We start from the raw sequence: 25,585 nt of genomic DNA, 5'->3' as shown, positions 1-25,585 counted from the left end.
AACCATGCGAGTCTTGAAGTTCGGCGGTACATCAGTGGCAAATGCGGAACGGTTTCTGCGTGTTGCCGATATTCTGGAAAGTAACGCCAGGCAGGGGCAGGTAGCAACCGTGCTCTCTGCCCCGGCAAAAATCACTAACCACCTCGTGGCGATGATTGAAAAAACCATTGGTGGCCAGGATGCGCTGACCAATATCGCCGATGCCGAACGAATTTTTGCTGAACTGCTTCAGGGACTCGCTAACGCCCAGCCCGGTTTTCCGCTCGCCGACCTGAAAGCCGCCGTTGAGCTGGAATTCTCCCAGATTAAGCACATCCTGCACGGCATCAGCCTGCTGGGTCAGTGCCCGGACAGCGTCAACGCAGGGCTTATCTGCCGCGGCGAGAAGCTGTCGATTGCGATCATGGCTGGCCTGTTAAGCGCACGCGGCCACAAAGTCACCGTGATTAACCCGGTTGAAAAACTGCTGGCCGTTGGTCACTACCTTGAATCTACTGTCGATATTGCTGAATCCACCCGCCGCATTGTGGCAAGCCAGATCCCATCAGACCACATGGTGCTGATGGCGGGCTTTACCGCCGGTAACGAGAAGGGCGAACTGGTAGTGCTGGGGCGTAATGGCTCTGACTACTCCGCTGCCGTACTGGCCGCGTGTTTACGCGCCGACTGTTGTGAAATATGGACCGACGTCGATGGGGTATACACCTGTGACCCGCGCCAGGTACCGGATGCGCGCCTGCTGAAAAGCATGTCGTATCAGGAAGCGATGGAACTCTCCTACTTCGGCGCTAAAGTTCTCCACCCTCGCACCATTGCCCCAATCGCCCAGTTCCAGATCCCTTGCCTGATTAAAAACACCGGTAATCCTCAAGCTCCCGGCACGCTTATCGGCGCCAGCAGTGATGATGATTCATTGCCAGTGAAGGGGATCTCTAACCTCAACAATATGGCGATGTTTAACGTTTCAGGCCCAGGCATGAAGGGTATGGTTGGCATGGCGGCGCGCGTGTTTGCGACCATGTCTCGTGCCGGTATCTCGGTCGTGCTGATTACTCAATCGTCCTCCGAATACAGCATCAGCTTCTGCGTGCCGCAGAGCGACTGCGCACGGGCGAAGAAGGCGATGGAAGATGAGTTCTATCTTGAGTTGAAAGAAGAGCTGCTGGAGCCGCTGGCTATCATGGAACGTCTGGCGATCATCTCCGTAGTTGGTGATGGTATGCGTACGCTGCGCGGCATCTCGGCGAAGTTCTTTGCCGCGCTGGCCCGCGCCAATATCAATATCGTGGCGATTGCCCAAGGCTCTTCCGAGCGCTCTATCTCCGTGGTGGTGAATAACGACGACGCGACGACTGGCGTGCGTGTGACCCATCAGATGCTGTTTAACACCGACCAGGTGATTGAAGTCTTCCTGGTGGGCGTGGGTGGTGTCGGTGGCGCGCTGCTGGAGCAGATCAAGCGCCAGCAGGCATGGCTGAAGAAAAAACATATCGACCTGCGCGTATGCGGCGTGGCGAACTCCCGCGCGCTGCTGACCAGCGTGCATGGCCTGAATCTTGAAAACTGGGAAGCCGAGCTGGCGGAAGCCAAAGAGCCGTTTAACCTGGGCCGTCTGATTCGCCTGGTGAAAGAGTATCACCTGCTGAACCCGGTGATTGTTGACTGTACCTCAAGCCAGGCGGTAGCCGATCAGTACGCCGACTTCCTGCGCGAAGGTTTCCACGTGGTAACGCCGAACAAAAAGGCCAACACCTCGTCGATGGATTACTACCATCAACTGCGCCATGCTGCCGGGCTGTCACGTCGTAAATTCCTCTACGACACCAACGTCGGCGCCGGCCTGCCGGTGATTGAAAACCTGCAAAACCTGCTGAACGCGGGTGACGAACTGCAGCACTTCTCCGGGATTCTTTCGGGTTCACTGTCGTTTATTTTCGGCAAGCTGGATGAAGGCATGAACCTGTCTGAAGCCACGGCGATGGCGCGCGGAATGGGCTATACCGAACCGGACCCGCGCGATGATCTGTCTGGGATGGACGTGGCGCGCAAGCTGCTGATTCTGGCACGCGAAACCGGGCGTAACCTCGAGCTGAGTGATATTGTGGTCGAGTCTGTACTGCCAGAGAGCTTTGACGCTACGGGTGATACCGAGAGCTTTATGGCGCGTCTGCCGCAGCTGGACGATGAATATTCCGCTCGCGTGGCGAAAGCGCGTGATGAAGGCAAAGTGCTGCGCTATGTTGGCAACATCGAAGAAGACGGCGTGTGCCGGGTGAAAGTAGCCGCAGTAGACGGCAACGACCCGCTGTATAAAATCAAAAATGGCGAGAACGCGCTGGCGTTCTACAGCCGCTACTATCAACCGCTTCCGCTGGTTCTGCGCGGCTATGGCGCAGGCAACGATGTGACGGCAGCAGGGGTATTTGCTGATCTTCTGCGTACGCTGTCATGGAAGTTAGGAGTTTAACATGGTTAAGGTTTATGCCCCGGCTTCCAGTGCCAATATGAGCGTCGGGTTTGATGTACTGGGTGCTGCTGTGACGCCTATTGACGGCAGTCTGCTGGGCGATAACGTATCGGTTGAGGCGGCAGACCGCTTCAGCCTGCAAAATCTGGGGCGCTTTGCGGATAAGTTGCCGAGCGACCCGCATGAAAACATCGTCTATCAATGCTGGGAGCGCTACTGCCAGGAGATTGGCAAGAACGTGCCGGTGGCGATGACGCTGGAAAAAAATATGCCGATCGGTTCAGGGCTGGGTTCCAGCGCTTGTTCCGTGGTCGCCGCGCTGGTAGCGATGAACGAATTCTGCGGTAAGCCGCTGGATGAAACCCGCATGCTGGCGCTGATGGGCGAGCTGGAAGGGCGCATTTCCGGCAGCGTGCATTACGATAACGTTGCGCCGTGCTATCTGGGCGGTATGCAGCTGATGATTGAAGAGAACGATATCATCAGCCAGCAGGTGCCGTGCTTTGATGAGTGGCTCTGGGTTCTGGCCTATCCGGGCATTAAAGTGTCGACGGCGGAAGCGCGGGCCATTTTGCCAGCGCAGTATCGCCGTCAGGACTGTATCGCTCATGGTCGCCACCTGGCAGGTTTTATTCACGCCTGTTACTCCCGTCAACCTCAGCTGGCGGCGAAACTGATGAAAGACGTGATTGCTGAGCCTTACCGTACCAAACTGCTGCCGGGCTTTAACGAAGCGCGTCAGGCGGTAGCCGGTATCGGCGCTATTTCCTGCGGCATCTCCGGTTCCGGGCCAACGCTGTTTGCCCTGTGTGATAAAACGGAAACGGCGCAGCGCGTGGCGGACTGGCTCGGCCAGCATTATCTGCAGAATCAAGAAGGCTTCGTTCATATTTGCCGGCTGGACACAGCGGGCGCACGAGTAGTGGGATAACCGATGAAACTCTATAACTTAAAAGATCACAATGAGCAGGTCAGCTTTGCGCAGGCTGTGACTCAAGGGCTTGGCAAACACCAGGGGCTGTTCTTCCCGCACGACCTGCCGGAATTCAACCTGACCGACATTGATGACCTGTTGACTCAGGACTTCGTCACCCGTAGCGCGAAGATCCTCTCTGCGTTTATCGGTGATGAAATCCCGCAGGCCGAGCTAGCCGCGCGTATCGGCAAGGCGTTCACCTTCCCCGCGCCAGTTAACAAGGTGCAGGAAGATGTTGACTGCCTGGAGTTGTTCCACGGCCCAACGCTGGCGTTTAAAGACTTCGGCGGCCGCTTTATGGCGCAGATGCTGACCCTTATCGCGGGCGACAAGCCGGTGACAATTCTTACCGCTACCTCGGGCGATACCGGTGCCGCCGTGGCACATGCTTTCTACGGCCTGCCAAACGTCAAAGTCGTTATCTTGTATCCACGCGGCAAAATCAGCCCGCTGCAGGAAAAACTGTTCTGTACCCTGGGCGGCAACATTGAAACCGTCGCTATTGACGGTGATTTCGATGCTTGTCAGGCGCTGGTTAAGCAGGCCTTCGATGACGAAGAGCTGAAAGTTGCGCTGGGTCTGAACTCCGCTAACTCCATCAACATCAGCCGCCTGCTGGCGCAGATTTGCTATTACTTTGAAGCGGTGGCGCAACTGCCGCAGGAAGCGCGCAATCAGCTGGTGGTTTCCGTACCAAGCGGCAACTTTGGCGACCTGACCGCGGGTCTGCTGGCGAAGTCGCTGGGCCTGCCGGTGAAACGCTTTATTGCGGCCACCAACGCCAACGACACCGTGCCGCGCTTCCTGCAGGACGGCAACTGGGCGCCAAAGGCTACTCAGGCCACGTTGTCGAACGCCATGGACGTCAGCCAGCCTAACAACTGGCCGCGTGTGGAAGAGCTTTTCCGTCGCAAAATCTGGCGTCTGAACGAGCTGGGCTATGCGGCGGTGGACGATGAAACCACTAAGGCGACTATGCGCGAACTGAAGGGGCTGGGCTACACCTCTGAGCCGCACGCGGCGATCGCCTACCGTGCGCTGCGTGATCAGCTGCAGCCAGGCGAGTACGGCCTGTTCCTTGGCACTGCGCACCCGGCGAAGTTTAAAGAGAGCGTTGAAGAAATTCTGGGCGAAACGCTGCCGCTGCCAAAAGCGCTGGCGGATCGCGCCGACCTGCCGCTGTTATCGCACAACCTGCCGGCTGACTATGCCGAGCTGCGTAAACTGATGATGAGCAAGGCATAATTTCTCCGTTTCCCCCTTTCTCAGTGAAGGGGGAAATAGGGAGAAATTATGCAGGAATTTGGCAGGGAAAAAGGAGGAATTCCCAATAAATGCGGGGCCTCAGAATATAGGATTGCGGGCAATAACAAGCAGAGTTTCGCCGCAGTAATCTTTGTTTATCGGCCATATTGGCGAATGATGAACAAAGGAGTTACCTATGTTAAAACCTGCGATGTTAGCACTGGCAATGCTATTGGCAGCTCCGGTTATGACACAGGCTGCAGAGATTACTCTGCTGCCGGCAGTGAAGCTGCAAATTGGCGACCAGGACAATAACGGCAACTATTGGGATGGTGGACATTGGCGTGACCATAGCTGGTGGAAGGATCACTATGAATGGCGCGACAACCGCTGGCATGCTCATACGCCACCACCGCACTATGATAACCGTGGCCACGACGATCATCATGGCGATCGCCATGACGGTTGGGATCACAACGATCGTGGACATGGTGATAATCATGGTCATGGCAACGATCATCGCCCGCCGCCGCCAAATGACCATCACTAAACGGTAGGCCGGATAAGGCAACGCCGCCATCCGGCAATCGTCGCCGCTCTGCCTGATGGCGCTATGCTTATCAGGCCTACTGGTTTATTACTGCTCGTGGCGCTTGAAGACTAACTCCTCGGCGCCCGAGCTTTCCGCATCGAAGAAATACCCTTCGCTATCAAATCCGGTCAGCTGTTCCGGCTTGCTCAGACGATTTTCAATGATGTATCGGCTCATCAGTCCGCGCGCTTTCTTGGCGTAGAAGCTTATCACCTTAAACTTACCGTTTTTCTCGTCGAGGAACACTGGCTTGATGATGCGGCCTTCAAGCGTCTTCGGTTTTACCGAGCGGAAGTACTCGTCCGAAGCCAGGTTAATCACCACATCGTCGCCCTGTGCCTGTAGCGCCGCGTTCAGCGTTTTGGTTATCTCATCGCCCCAGAACTGGTAGAGATCTTTCCCGCGTGGGTTCTCAAGGCGAATACCCATTTCCAGACGATAAGGTTGCATCAGATCCAGCGGACGCAGTACGCCGTACAGGCCTGAGAGCATCCGTAGATGCTGCTGGGCGAAATCGAAGTCCGCCTCGCTGAAGGTTTCCGCCTGCAACCCGGTATAGACATCACCTTTAAACGCCAGAATCGCCTGACGTGCGTTGTCGGGCGTGAAGTCTGGATGCCAGTCGTGGAAGCGAGTGGCGTTGAGGTCGGCCAGCTTGTCGCTAATGCCCATCAGCGCTTTTATCTGCGGTGCGGAGAGCTTGCGCGCCTCGCTAATCAGCTGCTGGGAGTGTTCCAGCAGCGCGGGCTGGGTAAAGCGCGTGGTGGCAAGCTCGCTTTGATAATCGAGCGTTTTGGCCGGGGAGATCAGAATCAGCATATCCAGTCCTTGCAGAAAATTTCACGCAATTTTAACAAAAAAACGGCGCAAAGCGATCGATTGCTGTCATTGGCGCGGCGGTTGATCCCAACTCTCCGGCGCCAGCTGCTGGGCGATTTCCGGATAATAATCAGGGTCAAAAACCGGCGTTACGCCGAGCTTACGCTGGCGCAGATAGTCCAGCGCGATAATGCGCACCACCGGCGAGAGCAGCAAAATCGCCGTCAGGTTGGTGATGGCCATCAGCGCCATAATGACATCCGCCATTTGCCAGACCACCGGCAGACTCAGCAGGCTCCCCAACACCACCATCGATAGTGTCGCGATGCGCAGCAGCCAGATTGCCCACGGCTTATCCCAACGTAAAAAGATCAGGTTGTTCTCGGCGTAGATGTAGTTTGCCACGATGGAGGTGAAGGCGAACAGTATCATCACGATGGCTACAAAGCTGGCCCCCCATTCTCCAACCAACACGCTCATGGCATGCTGGATGAGCTGAATACCGTCATAGCTGGTGGTTTTCGTGCCGTGGCCAGCCAGTAGGACCACCATTGCGCTGGCGCTACAGATAACGATGGTATCAATCAGCACACCAATCATCTGCACAATCCCTTGTGCTGCTGGGTGCGGAGGGAAGGATGCGGCGGCAGCGGCGGCATTCGGCGTCGAGCCCATACCGGCTTCGTTGGAGAACATGCTGCGCTGAAAACCGCTGGTGATGGCCTGGCTTACGGTGTAGCCCGCCGCCCCGGCCGCCGCTTCCTGCCAGCCAAAGGCGCTGCGGATAATCAGATTGACGATGGAAGGGAGTTCGACAATGTGCCACAGCGTGATCAGTAAGCACGCCACTACCCACAGCAGCGCCATGCACGGAACCAGCCACTGGCTAAGCCGCGCGGCCCCTTTCAGCCCGCGCATAATGACCAGCAGAGCGATGAAGGCCATGACCACGCCGGTCACCCCACCGGGGACATTAAAGGCATATTGCAACGCGTGCGCCGTGGAGTTGGCCTGCACGGTATTAAAGATAAACCCGTAGGCCACGAGCAGGAACAGTGAGAAGAGCACGCCCATCCAGCGCATTCCCAGCCCGCGAGACATATACCACGCCGGGCCGCCGCGAAACTGCCCTTTGGCGTCGCGCTCTTTGTAGAGCTGGGCAAGTGAGCACTCTGCGAAGCTGCTGGCCATGCCGATAATCGCCGCTACCCACATCCAGAACACCGCGCCGGGTCCGCCGACGGTTATCGCCAGCGCGACGCCGGCCAGGTTGCCGCTGCCAACGCGAGCCGCGAGACTGATACAGAGTACCTGGAAAGAGGTGAGTCCGCCTTCGCGCGGTGTCAGGCTTCTTTTCAGACTTTTGCTAAACTGACGAATGTAGCGAAACTGGATGTAGCCGGTTCTCCAGGTGAACCAAATGCCGCACCCGAGGAGCAGGTAAATCATTACCGAACCCCACAGAATCTCGCTGATAAAAGACAGGAAATCAGGCATTAAACGTCCTCTTGTCTATGCCGAAATTGGTGGCTGTTTACGGGAAGAACACGTTCCTTCGCACGATTCGATTCAGCCAATGTAAGCGTTACCAATTTTTGGGCGAAGAATCTCAACCCGTAAAGTTTGATGCTTCAGTTTATCATACTCTGCGGTCTGGTGATGTCGGCGGTTGCGCTGAGGTCGGGTCGTGATATTATCGAGGCAGACCGGTTACATCCCCCTAACAGCTGTTTAAAGAGAAACACTATCATGACGGATAAATTGACATCTCTGCGTCAGTACACAACCGTAGTGGCTGACACCGGAGACATCGCAGCAATGAAGCTGTATCAGCCTCAGGATGCGACAACCAACCCTTCCCTGATTCTGGGCGCCGCGCAGATCCCTGAATATCGCAAACTGATTGATGATGCGATTGAGTGGGCGCGTAGCCAGAGCAGCGACCGTGCTCAGCAGGTTGTGGATGCTACTGACAAACTGGCCGTCAATATCGGCCTGGAAATTCTGAAACTGGTCCCTGGCCGTATCTCTACCGAAGTCGACGCACGTCTGTCCTACGACACCAACGCGTCTATCGCTAAAGCGAAACGTCTGATCAAAATGTACAACGATGCTGGCATCAGCAACGATCGTATTCTGATCAAACTGGCTTCTACCTGGCAGGGTATCCGCGCAGCGGAGCAGCTGGAAAAAGAAGGCATCAACTGTAACCTGACGCTGCTGTTCTCCTTCGCTCAGGCGCGTGCTTGTGCTGAAGCTGGCGTGTTCCTGATCTCCCCGTTTGTGGGCCGTATTCTGGATTGGTACAAAGCCAATACCGATAAGAAAGAGTACGCACCAGCGGAAGATCCAGGCGTGGTTTCTGTTAGCGAAATCTACCAGTACTACAAACAGCACGGTTATGAGACTGTCGTTATGGGCGCAAGCTTCCGTAACATCGGTGAGATCCTGGAACTGGCTGGCTGTGACCGCCTGACCATCGCCCCTGCGCTGCTCAAAGAGCTGGCAGAAAGCGAAGGCGCTCTGGAACGTAAACTGACCTACACGGGTGAAGTGAAAGCGCGCCCAGACCGCATCACCGAGTCCGAGTTCCTGTGGCAGCACAACCAGGATCCAATGGCGGTTGATAAGCTGGCGGAAGGTATCCGTAAGTTTGCCATCGACCAGGAAAAACTGGAAAAAATGATCGGCGACCTGCTGTAATTCAGCTCGGTTGCATGACAACAGCCCGCTTCTCTAAAGAGAGCGGGCTGTTTTTTTATTAATGCTGAAGGGAGGGAAGTTCTTCTGCGCTCACGCCGGTCATTTCGATGATATCGGCTGTTGCAATACCTTTTTCGAGCATCGCCCGCGCAATTTTACGCGACGCTTCACGTTCCCCGGTTTGGATACCTTGCTGCATTCCCTGCTGTATGCCTTCGATGCGTCCTTCCTGCTTTAGCTGCTCTGCTAATGTCATGAGTTCGTCTCCATACTGTGGTGCGCGCTGCGCCATTTCGTACAACAATGTGCGGGCATCCTGCGCTTCTCCCGCCTGAAGCATATAGTTTACCAGCGCAATGACCTGTTGTCCGCTGATGTGGTTTTGAGTTAACAACCCGGCGAGCTTATCAAGCAACTGCGTGAGATCGCGTTGGCGGATATGCTTCTGAATCAACGTCAGTGCGGCCATACTGCGGTGACGCATAATTTCATTATCTGGAATGACCGTGATGTCGACCAACGGAAAGTCTTCGCTATAAAGGTGGGTCGCCAGTATGGGGTCGGTAAAGTTATCCAGCCAGTTCATGGAGTAGGGGTAGGGGCTTTCCCGACCATGGTAAAACAGGATGGGGATAACCAGCGGTAGCGTGTTATGACCCGCTTCGAGATGGCGCTGCATGGCGGCAATGGCGTAGCGCATCAGACGAAAGGCCATATGCTTATCCGGCGAACTTTGATGCTCTATCAGCACATGGATATAACCGTCACCACAGGCGGTTTTTAACGAGTAGAGCATATCGCTGTAGTAGGGGTGTAAATCCTCTTCGATAAAGCTGCCGGACTCGAGCTTGAGCGTTTGCAGACAGCATAACCGCAGCAGTGCGGGAGGAAGGTGAATAGCAATAAAATCCCGCGCCGTCTCCGCGGTTGATAGAAACGTTTTAAACACCAGATCGTGCGGTGTGGGTGTCCTGTTTTTTCGCATATCCGACCCTCCGTGGAAGCTTTTGGCCGGAGTCTGCCACCATCATCGTCGGTACGATAGTGAATCGTTAATTGGTTTTTTCATTTTGCGGCGCGCCTCGGGAAACCCGGCAGATAACCCGTTTGGGGTCTTAGTATTGCCGCCCATTCGCGTGTATTATTCTGCTTAACGCTACGGTTTTAACGGAATAATCATGAACACTTTACGCATTGGCTTAGTTTCTATCTCTGACCGCGCCTCCAGCGGCGTTTATCAGGACAAAGGCATCCCGGCACTGGAAGAGTGGCTGGCATCGGCACTGACGACCCCTTTTAAGGTGGAAACTCGCCTGATTCCTGATGAGCAAACCATTATTGAACAAACCCTGTGCGAGCTGGTGGATGAGATGAGCTGCCACCTGGTGCTGACCACCGGCGGTACTGGCCCGGCGCGGCGCGATGTGACTCCGGATGCGACGCTAGCGATTGCCGACCGTGTGATGCCAGGCTTTGGCGAGCAGATGCGTCAGGTGAGCCTGCACTTTGTCCCAACGGCGATTCTGTCTCGTCAGGTCGGCGTTATCCGTAAGCAGGCGCTGATCCTCAACCTGCCGGGCCAGCCGAAGGCGATTCAGGAGACGCTGGAAGGGGTCAAAGACGCGGACGGTAAGGTGCTGGTGAACGGCATTTTTGCAAGTGTACCGTATTGTGTACAGTTGCTGGAGGGGCCATATATTGAAACTAACAGCGATGTCGTAGCAGCATTTCGCCCTAAGAGCGCACGTCGCGAGACTTTATCCTGAATGTGATGCTTTTCTGACATAACCTATCATTCCTCTGGAGTGCGATAGGGTTTACGGTATAGTCACTTTTGCTTTACACAAATCGTAAACTTATATCAACAGCTCGACTTTGCGAATGGTTTGTTATGTCACATTACACCCGACCTCTGAATCGACAAGATTATAAAACTCTGACGCTGGCGGCATTAGGCGGCGCGCTGGAGTTTTATGACTTCATTATTTTCGTCTTCTTCGCCGCTGTCGTCGGAGAACTCTTCTTCCCGGCAGATATCCCCGAGTGGCTGCGTCAGGTGCAGACCTTTGGCATCTTTGCCGCAGGCTACCTAGCCCGCCCGTTGGGCGGCATCATCATGGCGCATTTCGGCGATCTGGTCGGGCGCAAAAAGATGTTCACCCTTAGCATTCTGCTGATGGCCGTGCCGACGCTGGCGATTGGCCTGCTGCCGACCTTTGCCACTGCAGGTCTGGTTGCGCCGCTGCTGTTGCTGTTGATGCGTATTTTGCAGGGCGCGGCAATTGGCGGAGAAGTGCCGGGGGCATGGGTGTTTGTCGCTGAACATGTGCCCGCACGCCGTATCGGTATTGCCTGCGGTACGTTAACGGCTGGGTTGACGGTGGGAATCCTGCTGGGCTCTGTGGTGGCGACGCTTATCAATACCCAGCTCTCCGCGCAGGCGATTCATGATGGCGGCTGGCGTATCCCGTTCCTGCTGGGCGGTATCTTCGGCCTGGTGGCGATGTATCTGCGCCGCTGGCTGCAGGAAACACCCATCTTCCTGGAAATGCAGCAGCGTAAAGCGCTGGCGCAGGAGTTACCGATTAAATCCGTTGTCCTCAATCACAAGCAGGCGGTGGTGGTCTCGATGCTGCTGACCTGGCTGCTGTCGGCGGGCATAGTGGTGGTTATCCTGATGTCGCCAGTCTGGCTGCAAAAACAGTACGGCTTTGCCCCCGCGCTGACCTTGCAGGCCAATAGTGTGGCGACGGTGATGCTCTGCATCGGTTGTCTGTTGGCAGGGTTGATTGTCGACCGCGTAGGGGCCAGCAAAACCTTTATCGTTGGCAGTATCCTGCTCGCCTGCTCAAGCTGGTTCTTTTACCATCTTGCGGGAACGCACCCTGAACAACTGTTCCTGCTCTACGGGCTGGTAGGGCTGTGCGTTGGCGTGGTGGGCGCGGTACCGTACGTCATGGTGCGCGCTTTCCCGGCGGAAGTGCGCTTTACCGGGATCTCCTTCTCATACAACGTCTCCTACGCCATCTTTGGCGGCCTGACGCCGATTGCCGTCACCATGCTGATGGGGGTTTCGCCGATGGCGCCAGCCTGGTATGTCCTGGCGCTGTCGTTGATTGGCCTTGGGCTTGGTGTCTGGCTGCGTAAAAAGATACCCGCTGCAAGCCGTAGCCCGGCCGAGGCGTAAGCCGACGCCGGGAGCACGCGACGCCAACCCCGGCGTCGCGTGCGTTAGCGAACAATCGTCACGTCTTTAAACGTGAACCGTTTTTTCTGTCCCGCCTCCTGATAGCCGATACGAATTAAGATACGCAAATCTTCCAGCCAGGCGTAATCGCTGCTCATGGCTCTGCCATCGCCCCGGTCATCGGTGCAAATAAGCTCAATATAACGTCCCCGGAAAGCCTCGTTCAGCGTTGAGGCATCGTGCCACGGGCCCTCTACGCGACAATCCTGGCTCTTCGATTTGCTGTTCTCAGGATTGGCTTCATCTCGCAGCACGGCATGCCAGCGGTACTGCTGTCCAACCTTCGGCGTCGCGCTAAAGTTGGTTTCCAGCTTCTGGGCGATAAGCGGGCTGTTTTTCATCGAATCCCACTGCTTCAGGTCGACGATATTGAATAACCGATGGTACTGGCTATAGAAGGTTACCCCTTTGAGCACCAGCGTATCGAGCATTAAGGTACTGCCGTCCGCCAGCCTGTCGATGCGAGTCTTACCGGTGATGTCGGCATCACCTGGCCACACCGGTGTAAAGGTGAGGCGGGAAAACGTCGGCGCATTACTGCCGTTATCCAATACCTGCTTCGCGGTCTTGCTCACCGCTTCGGGCAGCGGATAGCGTGCTAAGGCGCTCGGATCGTTGTGCTCGAAATCGGGAATTTCCAGCGGCGTATCTGCCTCGGTTTTCTGCCGGGCCACCAGTGTGCCGCTGCCAGTAAACTGCTTGAGATCCTGTAGGGCGCACAGTTTTGCCATCGGTGCGATAAGCGAGGAGGGGAGCGATGTGAAGGCAGTCTCTGCCAGGATTGCGTTGTCAGTAACGACAGCGGAATTCAGCGAGAACGTGCGCTCAATACGTGCCTGTTGGTTATCGCAATTAACCTGCATCTGGTTGATTTTAAAGTCGTAGGGGGCATCGTATTTCTTTTCGCGATGGATTTGAGCGTAATCCGTGCCGACGCGCAGGTTCAGCATATTGCCCTGACGATGACTATTACTGAGATCGATAAACGACTGGTCGCCGTTCTTATCCGCCGCGGCGAGCCCTACCCAGCGAGGCTGTACGACGTTCTGCTTGCAGACGTCCAGTGCAGCATCGGTGCTCATCAGGCTATCGGCGTCGGGCTCGAAAGGTACGCCGGGAATATAAAGAGCGAACGAGTTACCGCCGTAGGCGCGGATATGACTTCCGGTCAGGGTGTGCAGGTTCATATACAGCAGCGTTTTGGTTTGGGTCTGGCAATCAACGTTCAGCCAAAGATTATTTTGCGACCCCTCTGACATTGTAATGCGGTAAACGGTATTGATGCTGTCACCGACGCGCACGGTGTTGGCCTTATCCCAATCAACGCTTCTGATTTCAGGTGTCGACAGTGCATGGGCGCTTACAGACAGCAAGGCTCCACTGGCCAGAATCAGGGGGGAAACAGAGGCGAGGCGCATCATCAATAATCCTTTTTATCATTAAAAGTTATTGAAAATAGCGCAAATAGTGAGGGAGCGATAACCCCAGGAACGGTAGTTTGCAGACAAAAAACGCCGGACAGGCCGGCGTTTTTCAGAATGAAGCGAGGATTAGTGCTTTTCACCAATTGGCAGCACGGTGCGGCCGAACTGCTCGTTCAGCACTTCACCCATTGCCAGGTAAACGGCGCTCGCGCCACAGATCAGACCAACCCAGCCAGCAACGTGGATAATCGCTTCGTTGCCGTTGATGTTGCCAATCGCCAGCAGGGCGAACAGCACGGTCAGGCTCAGGAACACGAACTGCAGCATACGTGCTGCTTTTAGCGTGCCGAAGAACATGAACAGCGTGAACACGCCCCACAGACCCAGGTAGGCGCCAAGGAACTGTGCGTTAGGTGCGTCGGACAGACCCATCTTCGGCAGCAGCAGAATAGCAACCAGCGTCAGCCAGAAAGAACCGTAAGAGGTGAATGCGGTCAGACCGAAAGTATTCCCTTTTTTGTATTCCAACAGGCCCGCGAAAATCTGCGCGATACCGCCGTAAAAAATACCCATTGCGAGAATAATACCGTCGAAAGCAAAGAAACCCGCATTATGCAGGTTCAACAGAATGGTGGTCATGCCGAAGCCCATCAGGCCCAGCGGTGCCGGGTTAGCCAACTTAGTGTTGCCCATAATTCCTCAAATCATCATTGAATGGTGAAGTTCTCTCCCCAAATTCGGGGGCGCGGCATCATAATCACGGGCAAACCCGCTGTCTATGATCTGAACGGGTGAAAATGAAATATTTTCTCCCCGATAGGGCGATTAACCGGCGCGTTGCAGTACGGCTCTGGCAATAACTCGACGCAAACAGGCAATGCGCAGCACTGCCGGAATGGTGACACGATAGGCGCTACCGCTGACGGCCTTCACACCGTTTACCGCAGCCCCCACCGGGCCGCCCAGGCCAGCTCCGCGCATCAGACCGTGGCCAATGACGCTAACGGCAGCATGCTTGTGCAGAATATGGCTCAGCTGATCGCCCAGCAGATGCTCAATACCGTGGTCCAGACGATGGTGGTCAATTAAGTGCGGCAGCAGGGCTTCCAGCTCCATCACCTTCAGCTCAACGGCGGTATGAAAACGTACTTTCTGCTCATCACTCATGCGCTTCCAGGCGCTGCGAACAAACTGCTCCAGCAGCAGTTTTTCGATGGCTGGCGTCGGCATCGCCTTGTCGGTCTTGAGCCCCAGACGCTTTGCCACATCGCGCAGAATTTCGCGATACAGCTTGCCGTGACCGCGAATCTGGTTGGCGATGCTGTCGCCGCCAAAATGCTGGAGTTCACCAGCAATCAGCTGCCAGTTACGGCGATGCTGCTCCGGATGTCCGTCCATCGACATATAGAGCTCGTTATGCAGCAGGGCGCTGGACAGACGGCGTTTGCCTTTTTCATTGTGAGTCAACAGCAGGGCAAAATGGGCCAGTTGCTCTTCGCTGCAGTGCTGGAGAAAAACGAGGTCTTCATCATTTAGATAGGAAACTTTCATTAGGGGTATCGCTTCTCGAAGATTCGCTTAGTCGTCGCCGGTGATTTTTAAAGAGGCCATATCAGACGAGTTCACGGTATGCCCGGAGAAGGTGATTTTTGAGACGCAGCGTTTGTTGTCGTTATCGCTGTTGATATTGATCCAATCGGTGGTCACGCCCTCTTTTAGCGACGATGGCACGTTCAGGCTCTGGCTGCTGCTGCGGGCGGCTTTGAAGTAGACGGAGGCGCCGCTGAGTTCAGCATCACCGCGGTCGACGGTCAACTTGATACGTTTGACGACGCGACAAACCGGCAGCTTCAGCGTCAGATCGCTGGTTTCATTACGAGGTAAAGCAATAACGCCCAGGATTTTGTGATCGTTCGCGTAGGCGGAGGAAGCCAGCATCAGGCCGAAAGCCAGGCTTGCAGAGACGTTTAATACTGTTTTCATTTTATTCCTTACCGGAGAGACCCTTTAACAACATCAAATGCAGGGGGCGGATTTTATCCCTCTCTGATATGGCTTTCAGCGCTTAATCATTTCAACTTATGACAATAATTAACTGAATATATTGATGTTTTTATATATTCAATGTGAATAAGTCTTGCCGTATTAACCTCGTTTTTACCGCAATTAAACCGCACTGAATGAAAAAATTTTACTGCTGCCCCTTGATGGATGACGTTGCGACCCCATCTTGTAGTCAACCGCAGTGAGTGAGTCTGAAAAAAAACGATTCAGGGCAGTTGAAACCGTAGGTTTCGCCCTTATTACAGATTCACAACCACATGTTGACTGAATTTTTAGTGGAGACGTTTAGATGGGTAAAATTATTGGTATCGACCTGGGTACTACCAACTCTTGTGTAGCGATTATGGATGGCACTACCGCTCGCGTTCTGGAGAACGCCGAAGGCGACCGCACCACGCCTTCTATCATTGCTTATACCCAGGATGGTGAAACTCTGGTTGGTCAGCCGGCTAAACGTCAGGCAGTGACAAACCCGCAAAACACCCTGTTTGCGATTAAACGCCTGATTGGCCGCCGCTTCCAGGACGAAGAAGTTCAGCGTGACGTTTCTATCATGCCTTACAAAATTGTTGCCGCAGACAATGGCGACGCGTGGCTTGATGTGAAAGGCACCAAAACGGCACCACCGCAGATCTCTGCTGAAGTGCTGAAAAAAATGAAGAAAACCGCTGAAGATTACCTGGGTGAGCCGGTAACTGAAGCTGTTATCACCGTACCTGCATACTTCAACGATGCTCAGCGTCAGGCAACTAAAGATGCTGGCCGTATCGCAGGTCTGGAAGTCAAACGTATCATCAACGAACCAACCGCAGCTGCGCTGGCTTATGGTCTGGATAAAGAAGTCGGCAACCGTACTATCGCGGTATACGACCTCGGTGGTGGTACCTTCGATATTTCCGTTATCGAAATCGACGAAGTTGATGGCGAAAAAACCTTTGAAGTTCTGGCGACCAACGGTGATACCCACCTGGGTGGTGAAGACTTCGATACCCGCCTGATCAACTACCTCGTTGACGAGTTTAAGAAAGATCAGGGCATCGACCTGCGTAACGACCCGCTGGCGATGCAGCGCCTGAAAGAAGCCGCTGAGAAAGCGAAGATTGAACTCTCTTCCGCTCAGCAGACCGACGTGAACCTGCCGTACATCACCGCAGACGCGACCGGTCCTAAACACATGAACATCAAAGTGACCCGTGCGAAACTGGAAAGCCTGGTAGAAGACCTGGTTAACCGTTCTATCGAGCCGCTGAAAGTTGCGCTGCAGGATGCTGGCCTGTCCGTATCCGATATCCAGGACGTCATCCTGGTCGGTGGTCAGACTCGTATGCCAATGGTGCAGAAGAAAGTTGCTGAGTTCTTCGGTAAAGAACCGCGTAAAGACGTTAACCCGGACGAAGCTGTTGCGATTGGCGCAGCGGTTCAGGGCGGCGTTCTGACCGGTGAAGTAAAAGACGTGCTGCTGCTGGACGTTACCCCGCTGTCTCTGGGTATCGAAACCATGGGCGGTGTGATGACTGCGCTCATCAACAAAAACACCACCATTCCAACTAAGCACAGCCAGGTGTTCTCTACCGCTGAAGACAACCAGTCTGCGGTAACTATCCACGTGATTCAGGGTGAGCGTAAACGTGCATCCGATAACAAATCACTGGGTCAGTTCAACCTGGACGGTATCAGCCCAGCACCGCGCGGCATGCCGCAGATCGAAGTCACCTTCGATATCGATGCTGATGGTATCCTGCACGTTTCCGCGAAAGACAAAAACAGCGGTAAAGAGCAGAAGATCACCATTAAGGCTTCTTCCGGTCTGAACGAAGAAGAAATTCAGAAAATGGTTCGTGAAGCTGAAGCTAACGCCGAAGCTGACCGTAAGTTTGAAGAGCTGGTTCAGACCCGTAACCAGGGCGACCATCTGCTGCACAGCACTCGTAAGCAGGTTGAAGAAGCAGGCGAACAGCTGCCAGCTGATGACAAAACCGCCATCGAGTCTGCGCTGACCGCGCTGGAAGCGTCTCTGAAAGGCGAAGACAAAGCGGACATCGAAGCGAAAATGCAGGCGCTGGCACAGGTTTCTCAGAAACTGATGGAAATCGCTCAGCAGCAGCACGCACAGCAGCAGGCGGGTGCCGCAGGCGCTGACGCTTCCGCGAACAATGCGAAAGACGACGACGTTGTTGACGCTGAGTTCGAAGAAGTGAAAGACAAAAAATAATCGCCCTGATGCAGGGTAATTAATCAGCACGGGCGAAGAGGGTTTCCTCTCCGCCCGTGCTCGCATGTTAAGGGGCTGAAAAAAACCAATGGCAAAGCAAGACTATTACGAGATTTTGGGCGTTTCCAAAACAGCGGAAGAGCGTGAAATCAAAAAGGCGTACAAGCGCCTGGCCATGAAATTCCACCCGGACCGCAACCAGGGTGATAAAGAGGCCGAAGCCAAGTTTAAAGAGATCAAAGAAGCGTACGAGATCCTGACCGACGCGCAGAAGCGTGCGGCCTACGATCAGTACGGCCATGCGGCCTTTGAACAGGGCGGTATGGGCGGCGGCGGTGCCGGTGGTTTCGGCGGCGGCGCGGACTTCAGCGATATCTTTGGTGACGTATTCGGCGATATCTTCGGTGGTGGTCGCGGTCGCCAGCGTGCGTCCCGTGGCGCGGATCTGCGCTACAACATGGATCTGACGCTGGAAGAAGCGGTTCGTGGTGTGACCAAAGAGATCCGCATCCCGACGCTGGAAGAGTGCGACATCTGCCACGGCAGCGGCGCTAAAGCGGGCTCGCAGCCGCAGACCTGTCCGACCTGTCACGGCTCCGGCCAGGTACAGATGCGCCAGGGCTTCTTCGCCGTACAGCAGACCTGTCCACATTGTCAGGGCCGCGGTACGCTGATTAAAGATCCGTGCAACAAATGTCATGGTCATGGTCGCGTTGAGAAGACCAAAACCCTGTCCGTTAAAATTCCGGCAGGCGTGGATACCGGCGATCGTATTCGTCTGACCGGCGAAGGCGAAGCGGGCGAGCATGGGGCACCGGCAGGCGACCTGTACGTTCAGGTTCAGGTGAAGCAGCACGCTATTTTTGAGCGTGAAGGCAACAACCTGTACTGCGAAGTGCCGATTAACTTCTCCATGGCGGCCCTGGGCGGCGAGATTGAAGTGCCGACGCTTGATGGTCGTGTGAAGCTGAAAATTCCGGGCGAAACGCAAACCGGTAAACTGTTCCGCATGCGCGGCAAGGGTGTGAAATCCGTCCGCGGCGGCGTGCAGGGCGACCTGCTTTGCCGCGTGGTGGTAGAAACCCCAGTCGGTCTCAACGAGAAGCAGAAACAGCTGCTGAAAGACCTGCAGGAAAGCTTCGGCGGTCCAACCGGCGAGAACAACAGCCCGCGTTCGAAAAGCTTTTTCGACGGTGTGAAGAAGTTCTTTGACGATTTGACCCGTTAACCCTTCGCCCCTCGGGCGAGTGCGGACCAGACAAAAAACCCGAAGCCTTCCGCTTCGGGTTTTTTATTGTTCGGCTAAACTGAATTATCATCCAGTTATAATCTGATTTTACCGATCTGTCAGACGCGATAACATGGTTTTATCGATGAATACGTGCTTATAGAGAGAGTAAAAGTGAAGCATCTTCAGCGCTTTTTTAGCAACGATGCCTCTGGTGGCATCATCCTGATTATTGCAGCGGTCCTGGCCATGCTGATGGCCAACATGGGGGCGACCAGCGGCCTGTATCATGCCTTCCTGGAAACGCCGGTGCAGCTGCGCGTAGGCGCATTAGAAATTAACAAGAACATGCTGCTGTGGATTAACGACGCCCTGATGGCGGTGTTTTTCCTGCTGATTGGTCTTGAGGTCAAACGCGAGATGATGCAGGGCTCGCTTGCCACGCGTCGCCAGGCCATTTTCCCGGTGATTGCCGCGCTGGGCGGTATGGTTGTGCCTGCGCTGGTCTACCTGGCGTTTAACGCTCAGGATCCGATTGCGAGCAGCGGCTGGGCCATTCCTGCGGCAACGGATATCGCCTTTGCGCTTGGCGTGCTGGCACTGCTGGGCAGCCGTGTACCGGCCTCACTCAAGATCTTCCTGATGGCATTAGCCATCATCGACGATTTGGGTGCCATCGTCATTATCGCGCTGTTTTACACTAATGATTTGTCGCTGCTGTCGCTGGCTGTTGCGGCGGCCGCCATTGTGGTGCTTGCGATTCTGAATATGAGCGGCGTACGCCGTACCGGTATTTATATTCTGGTGGGCGTGATTTTGTGGACGGCGGTGCTGAAGTCCGGCGTACACGCTACTCTCGCCGGGGTGATCGTTGGTTTCTTTATCCCGCTGCGCGAGCAAAACGGAAAGTCGCCGGCGAAGCAGCTTGAACATGTGCTGCACCCGTGGGTGGCCTTTATGATCCTGCCACTGTTTGCCTTTGCCAACGCGGGCGTCTCTTTACAAGGCGTTACGCTTGCAGGGCTGACCTCGCTGCTGCCGCTGGGCATCATCGCGGGTCTGTTTATCGGTAAGCCGCTGGGTATCAGCCTGTTCTGCTGGCTGGCACTGAAGTTCAAGCTGGCGAAGCTGCCGGAAGGGGCTGACTTTTCGCAGATTATGGCCGTTGGCCTGCTGTGCGGGATTGGCTTCACCATGTCTATCTTTATCGCCAGCCTGGCATTCGGCAGCATCGACCCGTCGCTGATTAACTGGGCGAAGCTTGGCATCCTGATTGGCTCGGTGATGTCGGCAGTGGTGGGATACGGTTTATTACGCACGCATTTAAAGCCTCAGACGGCGTAAGCGCACGATGAGAATCAAAGGAGAGGGGAGCACAGGGCATGTCGCACATTAATTACAATCACCTTTACTACTTCTGGCATGTCTACAAGGAAGGCTCGGTGGTAGGGGCGGCGGAAGCGCTGTACCTGACGCCACAAACCATTACCGGGCAAATCAAGGCGCTGGAAGAACGGTTGCAGGGCAAACTGTTTAAACGTAAAGGGCGCGGTATTGAGCCGAGCGAATTGGGTGAGCTGGTCTTCCGCTATGCGGACAAAATGTTCACCCTAAGCCAGGAGATGCTGGATATCGTTAACTATCGCAAAGAGTCGAACCTGCTGTTCGACGTCGGCGTGGCGGATGCGCTATCCAAACGATTGGTCAGCGGGGTGCTGGATGCCGCGGTGGTGGAGGATGAACAGATCCATCTGCGCTGCTTTGAATCGACGCATGAGATGCTGCTGGAGCAGTTGAGCCAGCATAAGCTGGATATGATTATCTCCGATTGCCCGATCGACTCTACGCAGCAGGAGGGGCTGTTCTCGGTGAAAATTGGCGAATGCGGCGTCAGCTTCTGGTGCATGAATCCCGCGCCGGAAAAACCGTTTCCAGCCTGCCTGGAGGAGCGTCGGTTGCTGATCCCGGGCCGCCGCTCGATGCTGGGCCGTAAGTTGTTGAACTGGTTTAACGTGCAGGGACTGAAGGTTGAGATTCTGGGCGAGTTCGACGATGCGGCGCTGATGAAGGCGTTTGGCGCGGCGCATAATGCCATCTTTGTCGCACCAACGCTGTATGCGCATGACTTCTATGCCGATGACAATATCGTCGAGATTGGCCGGATGGATAACGTGATGGAAGAGTATCACGCGATATTCGCTGAACGGATGATTCAGCACCCGGCGGTGCAACGTATTTGTCACCGCGATTATTCGGCGCTGTTTGCCGAATCGTTGAAGTAATCGGTGGTTTCCCGGGGACGGCGCTTGATGCGCCTTGCCCGGGCTACGGGAACGCAGGCTGGGAGCCCGCATAAGGCCTTAAGCAAACCTATGCTGACTCCCGCGCTACCAGATGAAAGCCGATATCAACAATCACGTCTCCTTCCTCGTTACCTTCGATACGATCGGCAAGTAGGATGGCCGCCTGCTCGCCAATGGCGTGACGGTCAACGCTGACCGTGGTGATCGCCGGACGATTACTGGCGGCGAAATCCAGATCGCCGAAACCAATCACCGCGAGATCCTCCGGCACGCGTAAACCACGGCTTTCGGCTTCCATAATCGCGCCCTGCGCCAGGGTATCGGAACTGCAGACAATAACGTCAAACTCGCCGGATGCGAGTAACGCGGCCAGGCCGCTGCGCCCGAGCGCCAGAGACGCCGGGAGTGGCACTTCAGCCTGAGGCACATCGTCAATTCCGCACTTAGCCAGCCTGGCGCGCAGCCCTTGCTTACGCAGCGTTGCGCGAGAATCTCCGGCCCATAGCAACCCCGGGCGGCGATAGCCTTTTTCCAGCAGATACTCACCAATGGTTTCGCCGACTTTCTCATGAGAAAAGCCTACCAACATATCCAGCGGCGTCGGGGTCAGATCCCAAATTTCCACCACCGGCGTGGCGGCATTAAGAATGGTTTTCTTTAGTGCCGGCGCATGCTGGATGCCGGTTAATACCACGCCATCTGGACGCCGCGAAAGTAAAGTGGATACCAGCTCGGCTTCCGTCTCCCGGCTATAGCCTGCTACGCACAGCAGCATATGGTAGCCGCGCGCCGCCAGGGTATCGCTCAGCGCCTGGATGGTATCGACGAACATATTGTTATTGATTTGCGGTACCACCACGGCCACCAGTTTGCTACGCCTGGACGCTAGCCCGCCGGCCAGTGCGTTGGGAATGTAGCCCGTGGCCTGCACCGCCTGCATCACTTTTTCTACCGTTTTCGGCCGTACCAGCTGTGGCGTATTCAGCGCCCGACTAACCGTCATCGACGACAACCCGGCGCTGCGGGCCACATCATCCAGCGTCGGCGCGCGCGTCGGTTTTATGCTTTTCACGACTTAGCCCCTGTGTTGAGTCGTTTCCTGTGGGCATTATTGATGATGGCCCACGCAATTGCCAGCGCCCGCCGGTGCACCCCTAATAGAATCAATAACCTGACGCATTAAATGTTATCGCTATCATTATGTGTTGTGAGTTTCCCCAGTCCTTATTGGATTGTGATGTGCATTGCATAATTTTGCCATTAATAACCGCTTATTGTGATCGTTTGTACAAAATAAAAGCACTGGCATAGCGTGAGAATAAAATCAGAGCTAGAAATGTTAGCGCAAACATTTTATTTTCAAAAAGGAACTCATCATGACTTCAAGCGCTAACTCCGAGTCCGTAACCTATGCCAAAACTTCCGGCGTCAAAACCGCCTCTGAAACCGGCGATCGCATTGAACACGTCAAGCTATCGCTGGCCTTTCTACCGCTGGCGACCCCCGTCAGCGATGCAAAAGTCCTCACCGGTCGACAAAAACCATTGACCGAAGTGGCGATTATCATCGCTGAAATTCGCTCCCGCGACGGCTTTGAAGGGGTCGGTTTTAGCTATTCCAAACGCGCGGGCGGCCAGGGGATTTACGCTCATGCCAAAGAGATTGCCGATAACCTGTTAGGCGAAGACCCGAACGATATCGACAAGATCTACACCAAACTGCTGTGGGCCGGCGCTTCTGTAGGTCGTAGCGGTATGGCGGTACAGGCTATCTCTCCTCTCGATATTGCCTTGTGGGATATGAAAGCCAAACGCGCCGGGCTGCCGCTGGCAAAACTGCTCGGCTCGCATCGCGATTCCGTACAGTGCTACAACACCTCCGGCGGTTTCCTGCATACGCCATTGGATCAAGTACTGAAAAACGTTGCTATCTCTCGTGAGAATGGGATCGGCGGCATCAAACTGAAAGTCGGCCAGCCCAATACCGCCGAGGATATCCGTCGCCTGACGGCCGTGCGCGAAGTGCTGGGGGATGATTTCCCGCTGATGGTGGACGCTAATCAGCAGTGGGATCGCGAAACCGCCATTCGTATGGGGCGTAAAATGGAGCAGTTCAACCTTATCTGGATTGAAGAGCCACTGGATGCTTACGATGTTGAAGGCCACGCGCAGTTGGCCGCTGCGCTGGATACGCCGATTGCGACCGGTGAGATGCTGACCAGCTTCCGCGAGCATGAACAGCTGATTCTCGGCAACGCCAGCGACTTCGTACAGCCGGATGCCCCACGCGTTGGCGGGATCTCTCCATTCCTGAAAATTATGGATTTGGCGGCGAAGCACGGTCGCAAGCTGGCCCCGCACTTTGCGATGGAAGTCCACCTGCACCTTGCCGCCGCCTATCCGTTGGAGCCGTGGCTGGAGCACTTCGAGTGGCTGAACCCGCTGTTTAACGAGCAACTGGAGCTGCGCGATGGACGGATGTGGATTTCTGAGCGTCACGGTCTTGGCTTCACGCTGAGCGAACAGGCCCGTCGCTGGACCCAGCAAAGCTGCGAGTTTGGTAAACGCCCATAATCGACTCCCCGGATGGCGGCGTAAACCTTTATCCGGGCTACAAAGCTGGCAAACCTCGCCGAACCGTAGCCATGGCAAGCGCCGCGCCACCGGGGATAAATCACTTACCTGCTGTACCCACAATACGCAACCCTGTAAAAGGAGTTGATCAAAATGCAACAGCAAATAAAACGCAGCAACGTGCGTTATGGAATATTATTATTTTTATTTCTGGCCACCGTATTTAATTATGCCGATAGGGCAACGTTGTCCGTTGTCGCACCAATTATGAGCAAAGAGTTAGGTTTCGATCCGGAGGCGATGGGGCTGGCCTTTTCGGTATTTGGTATTTCCTACGTGATTATGCAAATACCCGGAGGTTGGCTGCTGGATAAATATGGTTCACGGCTGGTATACGGCTGCGCGCTGATAGGCTGGTCGGTGGTGACCATGTTCCAGGGCACTATCTATATGTATGCCAGTCCGTTGGTGGTTCTGGTTATTCTGCGCCTGATGATGGGCGCAATTGAAGCCCCGGCCTTTCCGGCCAACAGTCGTCTTAGCGTGCAATGGTTCCCCAATAAAGAACGCGGATTTGTGACCTCGGTATATCAGGCCGCGCAGTATATTTCCCTGGGGATTATTACGCCGCTAATGACGATTATTTTGCACAATTTAAGCTGGCATTATGTCTTTTATTATATTGGTGCCATCGGGGTGGTGTTGGGGATATTCTGGCTGGTGAAGGTGAGAGATCCTTCTCACCATTCGAAAATTAACCAGCAGGAACTTGACTATATTCGCGAGGGCGGCGGCGAGCCGGAATTAGGCACTAAAAAATCGCAGCAAAAATTAACCCTCGCGCAGATTAAAAGCGTTTGCGTTAATCGCATGATGATTGGGGTTTATATTGGTCAATTCTGCGTCACGTCTATTACCTGGTTTTTCCTCACCTGGTTTCCAACCTACCTCTACCAGGCAAAAGGGATGTCGATCCTGAAAGTCGGGTTCGTCGCTAGTATCCCGGCCATTGCCGGATTTATCGGTGGCCTGCTGGGTGGCGTATTCTCAGACTGGCTACTAAAGCGCGGCTATAGCCTGACGACCGCGCGCAAGATCCCGGTGATCTGCGGGATGCTGCTCTCCTGCGTGATTGTCGTCGCCAACTACACCTCTTCGGAAGTGGTGGTGATCGCTGCGATGAGCCTGGCGTTCTTTGCCAAAGGCTTTGGCAATCTCGGCTGGTGCGTACTGAGCGATACTTCGCCGAAAGAGATGCTGGGAATTGCGGGGGGTGTTTTCAACATGTGCGGTAACCTGGCAAGCATTATCACTCCGCTGGTTATCGGCGTGATCCTCGCCAATACCCACTCTTTTGATTACGCCATCCTGTACGTCGGTTCGATGGGCGTGCTGGGGCTGTTCTCCTATCTGTTTATCGTTGGCCCACTGGACCGTCTGACGCTGACTCCACGCACCGCTTGATTTAAGACTCTGGCGTAATTCTACTCCGCTGTTTCGCATCACATTCCTGCGAAACGGCGGTTTTTTCATCGTCGATAGACATTGTCACGCGGGCGGCATCCGTGGGTCGCGTTTATTAAACCTGCCGCAAAGAGCCAAATGACAGGCATAAAAAAACCCGCATTAAGCGGGTCTTTTTGTGCACAGAAAACCCCCAGCTAGGCTGGGGGTTCCGGAAAGCTTTCAGCTTTAAGCCAGTTATTAAAACCCCTTTTGATTTGTTAAAACA

General features: G+C 54.9%; 21 protein-coding genes. 13 read left to right on the top strand and 8 right to left on the bottom strand.

Annotated elements, in window-relative coordinates; genetic code table 11:
- The first annotated feature begins 4 nt into the window (after window positions 1-4).
- The 4 genes from thrA (at window position 5) to ACLGE8_RS21390 (ending at window position 5,238) form a co-directional block, all read left to right on the top strand.
- Window positions 5-2,467 (top strand): bifunctional aspartate kinase/homoserine dehydrogenase I, encoded by a 2,463-nt coding sequence (gene thrA, locus ACLGE8_RS21405; protein WP_411001094.1) that lies wholly within the window; start codon window positions 5-7, stop codon window positions 2,465-2,467.
- Between the two features lies 1 nt (window position 2,468).
- Window positions 2,469-3,398 carry a homoserine kinase gene (gene thrB / locus ACLGE8_RS21400; RefSeq protein ID WP_411001092.1) on the top strand — a complete coding sequence of 310 codons (930 nt, stop codon included), beginning with the start codon at window positions 2,469-2,471 and terminating at the stop codon, window positions 3,396-3,398.
- Between the two features lie 3 nt (window positions 3,399-3,401).
- The gene (gene thrC, locus ACLGE8_RS21395; RefSeq protein WP_411001090.1) at window positions 3,402-4,688 is read left to right on the top strand and encodes a threonine synthase; all 1,287 of its coding nucleotides are present in this window, start codon (window positions 3,402-3,404) and stop codon (window positions 4,686-4,688) included.
- A 247-nt stretch (window positions 4,689-4,935) separates the two neighbouring features.
- Window positions 4,936-5,238 carry a DUF2502 domain-containing protein gene (locus ACLGE8_RS21390; RefSeq protein WP_411001088.1) on the top strand — a complete coding sequence of 101 codons (303 nt, stop codon included), beginning with the start codon at window positions 4,936-4,938 and terminating at the stop codon, window positions 5,236-5,238.
- Between the two features lie 87 nt (window positions 5,239-5,325).
- Here ACLGE8_RS21390 and yaaA read toward each other — a convergent pair whose 3' ends face one another.
- A complete protein-coding gene (gene yaaA, locus ACLGE8_RS21385; protein ID WP_411001086.1) occupies window positions 5,326-6,099 on the bottom strand; it encodes a peroxide stress protein YaaA in 774 nt (257 codons plus the stop codon).
- Between the two features lie 66 nt (window positions 6,100-6,165).
- Window positions 6,166-7,596 (bottom strand): alanine/glycine:cation symporter family protein, encoded by a 1,431-nt coding sequence (locus tag ACLGE8_RS21380; protein ID WP_411001084.1) that lies wholly within the window; start codon window positions 7,594-7,596, stop codon window positions 6,166-6,168.
- Between the two features lie 252 nt (window positions 7,597-7,848).
- Between ACLGE8_RS21380 and tal the strand changes: the two genes are divergently transcribed.
- Window positions 7,849-8,802, top strand: coding sequence for a transaldolase (gene tal / locus ACLGE8_RS21375; RefSeq protein WP_220440344.1), 954 nt, complete (start codon window positions 7,849-7,851; stop codon window positions 8,800-8,802).
- A gap of 58 nt (window positions 8,803-8,860) precedes the next feature.
- On the opposite strand, the gene ACLGE8_RS21370 is transcribed toward tal, so the two are convergent.
- Window positions 8,861-9,787 (bottom strand): Rpn family recombination-promoting nuclease/putative transposase, encoded by a 927-nt coding sequence (locus ACLGE8_RS21370; RefSeq protein WP_411001082.1) that lies wholly within the window; start codon window positions 9,785-9,787, stop codon window positions 8,861-8,863.
- Between the two features lie 193 nt (window positions 9,788-9,980).
- On the opposite strand from ACLGE8_RS21370, the gene mog reads away from it, so the two are divergent.
- Window positions 9,981-10,568, top strand: coding sequence for a molybdopterin adenylyltransferase (mog, locus tag ACLGE8_RS21365; RefSeq protein WP_035896213.1), 588 nt, complete (start codon window positions 9,981-9,983; stop codon window positions 10,566-10,568).
- Between the two features lie 125 nt (window positions 10,569-10,693).
- Complete coding sequence (locus ACLGE8_RS21360; protein ID WP_411001080.1) at window positions 10,694-11,989, top strand: MFS transporter; 1,296 nt, start codon at window positions 10,694-10,696, stop codon at window positions 11,987-11,989.
- Between the two features lie 44 nt (window positions 11,990-12,033).
- Here ACLGE8_RS21360 and ACLGE8_RS21355 read toward each other — a convergent pair whose 3' ends face one another.
- The 4 genes from ACLGE8_RS21355 to ACLGE8_RS21340 all read right to left on the bottom strand — a co-directional run bounded on the left by ACLGE8_RS21355 (window position 12,034) and on the right by ACLGE8_RS21340 (window position 15,456).
- Window positions 12,034-13,470, bottom strand: a complete 1,437-nt coding sequence (locus ACLGE8_RS21355) for a hypothetical protein (RefSeq protein ID WP_411001078.1) — start codon at window positions 13,468-13,470, stop codon at window positions 12,034-12,036.
- A gap of 129 nt (window positions 13,471-13,599) precedes the next feature.
- Window positions 13,600-14,166 carry an acetate uptake transporter gene (gene satP / locus ACLGE8_RS21350; RefSeq protein ID WP_411001076.1) on the bottom strand — a complete coding sequence of 189 codons (567 nt, stop codon included), beginning with the start codon at window positions 14,164-14,166 and terminating at the stop codon, window positions 13,600-13,602.
- 132 nt (window positions 14,167-14,298) lie between these two features.
- The gene (msyB, locus tag ACLGE8_RS21345; RefSeq protein WP_411001074.1) at window positions 14,299-15,024 is read right to left on the bottom strand and encodes an acidic protein MsyB; all 726 of its coding nucleotides are present in this window, start codon (window positions 15,022-15,024) and stop codon (window positions 14,299-14,301) included.
- A 27-nt stretch (window positions 15,025-15,051) separates the two neighbouring features.
- On the bottom strand, window positions 15,052-15,456 hold the full coding sequence (locus tag ACLGE8_RS21340) for a DUF2541 family protein (RefSeq protein WP_411001072.1): 405 nt from the start codon (window positions 15,454-15,456) through the stop codon (window positions 15,052-15,054).
- Window positions 15,457-15,826: 370 nt separating this feature from the next.
- Between ACLGE8_RS21340 and dnaK the strand changes: the two genes are divergently transcribed.
- The 4 genes from dnaK (at window position 15,827) to nhaR (ending at window position 21,259) form a co-directional block, all read left to right on the top strand.
- The gene (gene dnaK, locus ACLGE8_RS21335; protein ID WP_035896220.1) at window positions 15,827-17,749 is read left to right on the top strand and encodes a molecular chaperone DnaK; all 1,923 of its coding nucleotides are present in this window, start codon (window positions 15,827-15,829) and stop codon (window positions 17,747-17,749) included.
- Window positions 17,750-17,837: 88 nt separating this feature from the next.
- Window positions 17,838-18,977, top strand: a complete 1,140-nt coding sequence (gene dnaJ, locus ACLGE8_RS21330) for a molecular chaperone DnaJ (RefSeq protein ID WP_185668290.1) — start codon at window positions 17,838-17,840, stop codon at window positions 18,975-18,977.
- Window positions 18,978-19,151: 174 nt separating this feature from the next.
- A complete protein-coding gene (gene nhaA / locus ACLGE8_RS21325; protein WP_411001070.1) occupies window positions 19,152-20,321 on the top strand; it encodes a Na+/H+ antiporter NhaA in 1,170 nt (389 codons plus the stop codon).
- 38 nt (window positions 20,322-20,359) lie between these two features.
- Entirely contained in the window at window positions 20,360-21,259 is a 900-nt protein-coding gene (gene nhaR / locus ACLGE8_RS21320) for a transcriptional activator NhaR (protein ID WP_411001068.1), read from the top strand.
- Window positions 21,260-21,347: 88 nt separating this feature from the next.
- Here nhaR and ACLGE8_RS21315 read toward each other — a convergent pair whose 3' ends face one another.
- Complete coding sequence (locus ACLGE8_RS21315; RefSeq protein WP_411001066.1) at window positions 21,348-22,352, bottom strand: LacI family DNA-binding transcriptional regulator; 1,005 nt, start codon at window positions 22,350-22,352, stop codon at window positions 21,348-21,350.
- Window positions 22,353-22,656: 304 nt separating this feature from the next.
- Here ACLGE8_RS21315 and ACLGE8_RS21310 point away from each other — a divergent pair, with 304 nt between their 5' ends.
- Window positions 22,657-23,853 carry an L-talarate/galactarate dehydratase gene (locus ACLGE8_RS21310; protein ID WP_411001064.1) on the top strand — a complete coding sequence of 399 codons (1,197 nt, stop codon included), beginning with the start codon at window positions 22,657-22,659 and terminating at the stop codon, window positions 23,851-23,853.
- Between the two features lie 153 nt (window positions 23,854-24,006).
- Complete coding sequence (locus ACLGE8_RS21305) at window positions 24,007-25,317, top strand: MFS transporter (protein WP_411001062.1); 1,311 nt, start codon at window positions 24,007-24,009, stop codon at window positions 25,315-25,317.
- Window positions 25,318-25,585: the final 268 nt, after the last annotated feature.

Origin of the sequence: Kluyvera sp. 142486, from assembly GCF_046569695.1 — a bacterium.
Taxonomy (GTDB): domain Bacteria; phylum Pseudomonadota; class Gammaproteobacteria; order Enterobacterales; family Enterobacteriaceae; genus Kluyvera.
Note: the sequence above shows the minus strand (reverse complement) of the source record. Positions and strands in the feature narration are given on the sequence as shown.

Excerpts from the sequence above, each read along its gene's own strand:
- ACLGE8_RS21390 (WP_411001088.1), top strand. The coding sequence starts at position 4,936 with ATGACACAGGCTGCAGAGATTACTCTGCTGCCGGCAGTGAAGCTGCAA.
- ACLGE8_RS21340 (WP_411001072.1), bottom strand. The coding sequence starts at position 15,456 with ATGAAAACAGTATTAAACGTCTCTGCAAGCCTGGCTTTCGGCCTGATG.
- tal (WP_220440344.1), top strand. The coding sequence starts at position 7,849 with ATGACGGATAAATTGACATCTCTGCGTCAGTACACAACCGTAGTGGCT.
- thrA (WP_411001094.1), top strand. The coding sequence starts at position 5 with ATGCGAGTCTTGAAGTTCGGCGGTACATCAGTGGCAAATGCGGAACGG.
- dnaJ (WP_185668290.1), top strand. The coding sequence starts at position 17,838 with ATGGCAAAGCAAGACTATTACGAGATTTTGGGCGTTTCCAAAACAGCG.
- ACLGE8_RS21305 (WP_411001062.1), top strand. The coding sequence starts at position 24,007 with ATGCAACAGCAAATAAAACGCAGCAACGTGCGTTATGGAATATTATTA.
- ACLGE8_RS21370 (WP_411001082.1), bottom strand. The coding sequence starts at position 9,787 with ATGCGAAAAAACAGGACACCCACACCGCACGATCTGGTGTTTAAAACG.
- nhaR (WP_411001068.1), top strand. The coding sequence starts at position 20,360 with ATGTCGCACATTAATTACAATCACCTTTACTACTTCTGGCATGTCTAC.
- ACLGE8_RS21380 (WP_411001084.1), bottom strand. The coding sequence starts at position 7,596 with ATGCCTGATTTCCTGTCTTTTATCAGCGAGATTCTGTGGGGTTCGGTA.
- yaaA (WP_411001086.1), bottom strand. The coding sequence starts at position 6,099 with ATGCTGATTCTGATCTCCCCGGCCAAAACGCTCGATTATCAAAGCGAG.
- ACLGE8_RS21360 (WP_411001080.1), top strand. The coding sequence starts at position 10,694 with ATGTCACATTACACCCGACCTCTGAATCGACAAGATTATAAAACTCTG.
- thrB (WP_411001092.1), top strand. The coding sequence starts at position 2,469 with ATGGTTAAGGTTTATGCCCCGGCTTCCAGTGCCAATATGAGCGTCGGG.
- ACLGE8_RS21310 (WP_411001064.1), top strand. The coding sequence starts at position 22,657 with ATGACTTCAAGCGCTAACTCCGAGTCCGTAACCTATGCCAAAACTTCC.
- satP (WP_411001076.1), bottom strand. The coding sequence starts at position 14,166 with ATGGGCAACACTAAGTTGGCTAACCCGGCACCGCTGGGCCTGATGGGC.
- ACLGE8_RS21355 (WP_411001078.1), bottom strand. The coding sequence starts at position 13,470 with ATGATGCGCCTCGCCTCTGTTTCCCCCCTGATTCTGGCCAGTGGAGCC.
- msyB (WP_411001074.1), bottom strand. The coding sequence starts at position 15,024 with ATGAAAGTTTCCTATCTAAATGATGAAGACCTCGTTTTTCTCCAGCAC.
- dnaK (WP_035896220.1), top strand. The coding sequence starts at position 15,827 with ATGGGTAAAATTATTGGTATCGACCTGGGTACTACCAACTCTTGTGTA.
- mog (WP_035896213.1), top strand. The coding sequence starts at position 9,981 with ATGAACACTTTACGCATTGGCTTAGTTTCTATCTCTGACCGCGCCTCC.
- thrC (WP_411001090.1), top strand. The coding sequence starts at position 3,402 with ATGAAACTCTATAACTTAAAAGATCACAATGAGCAGGTCAGCTTTGCG.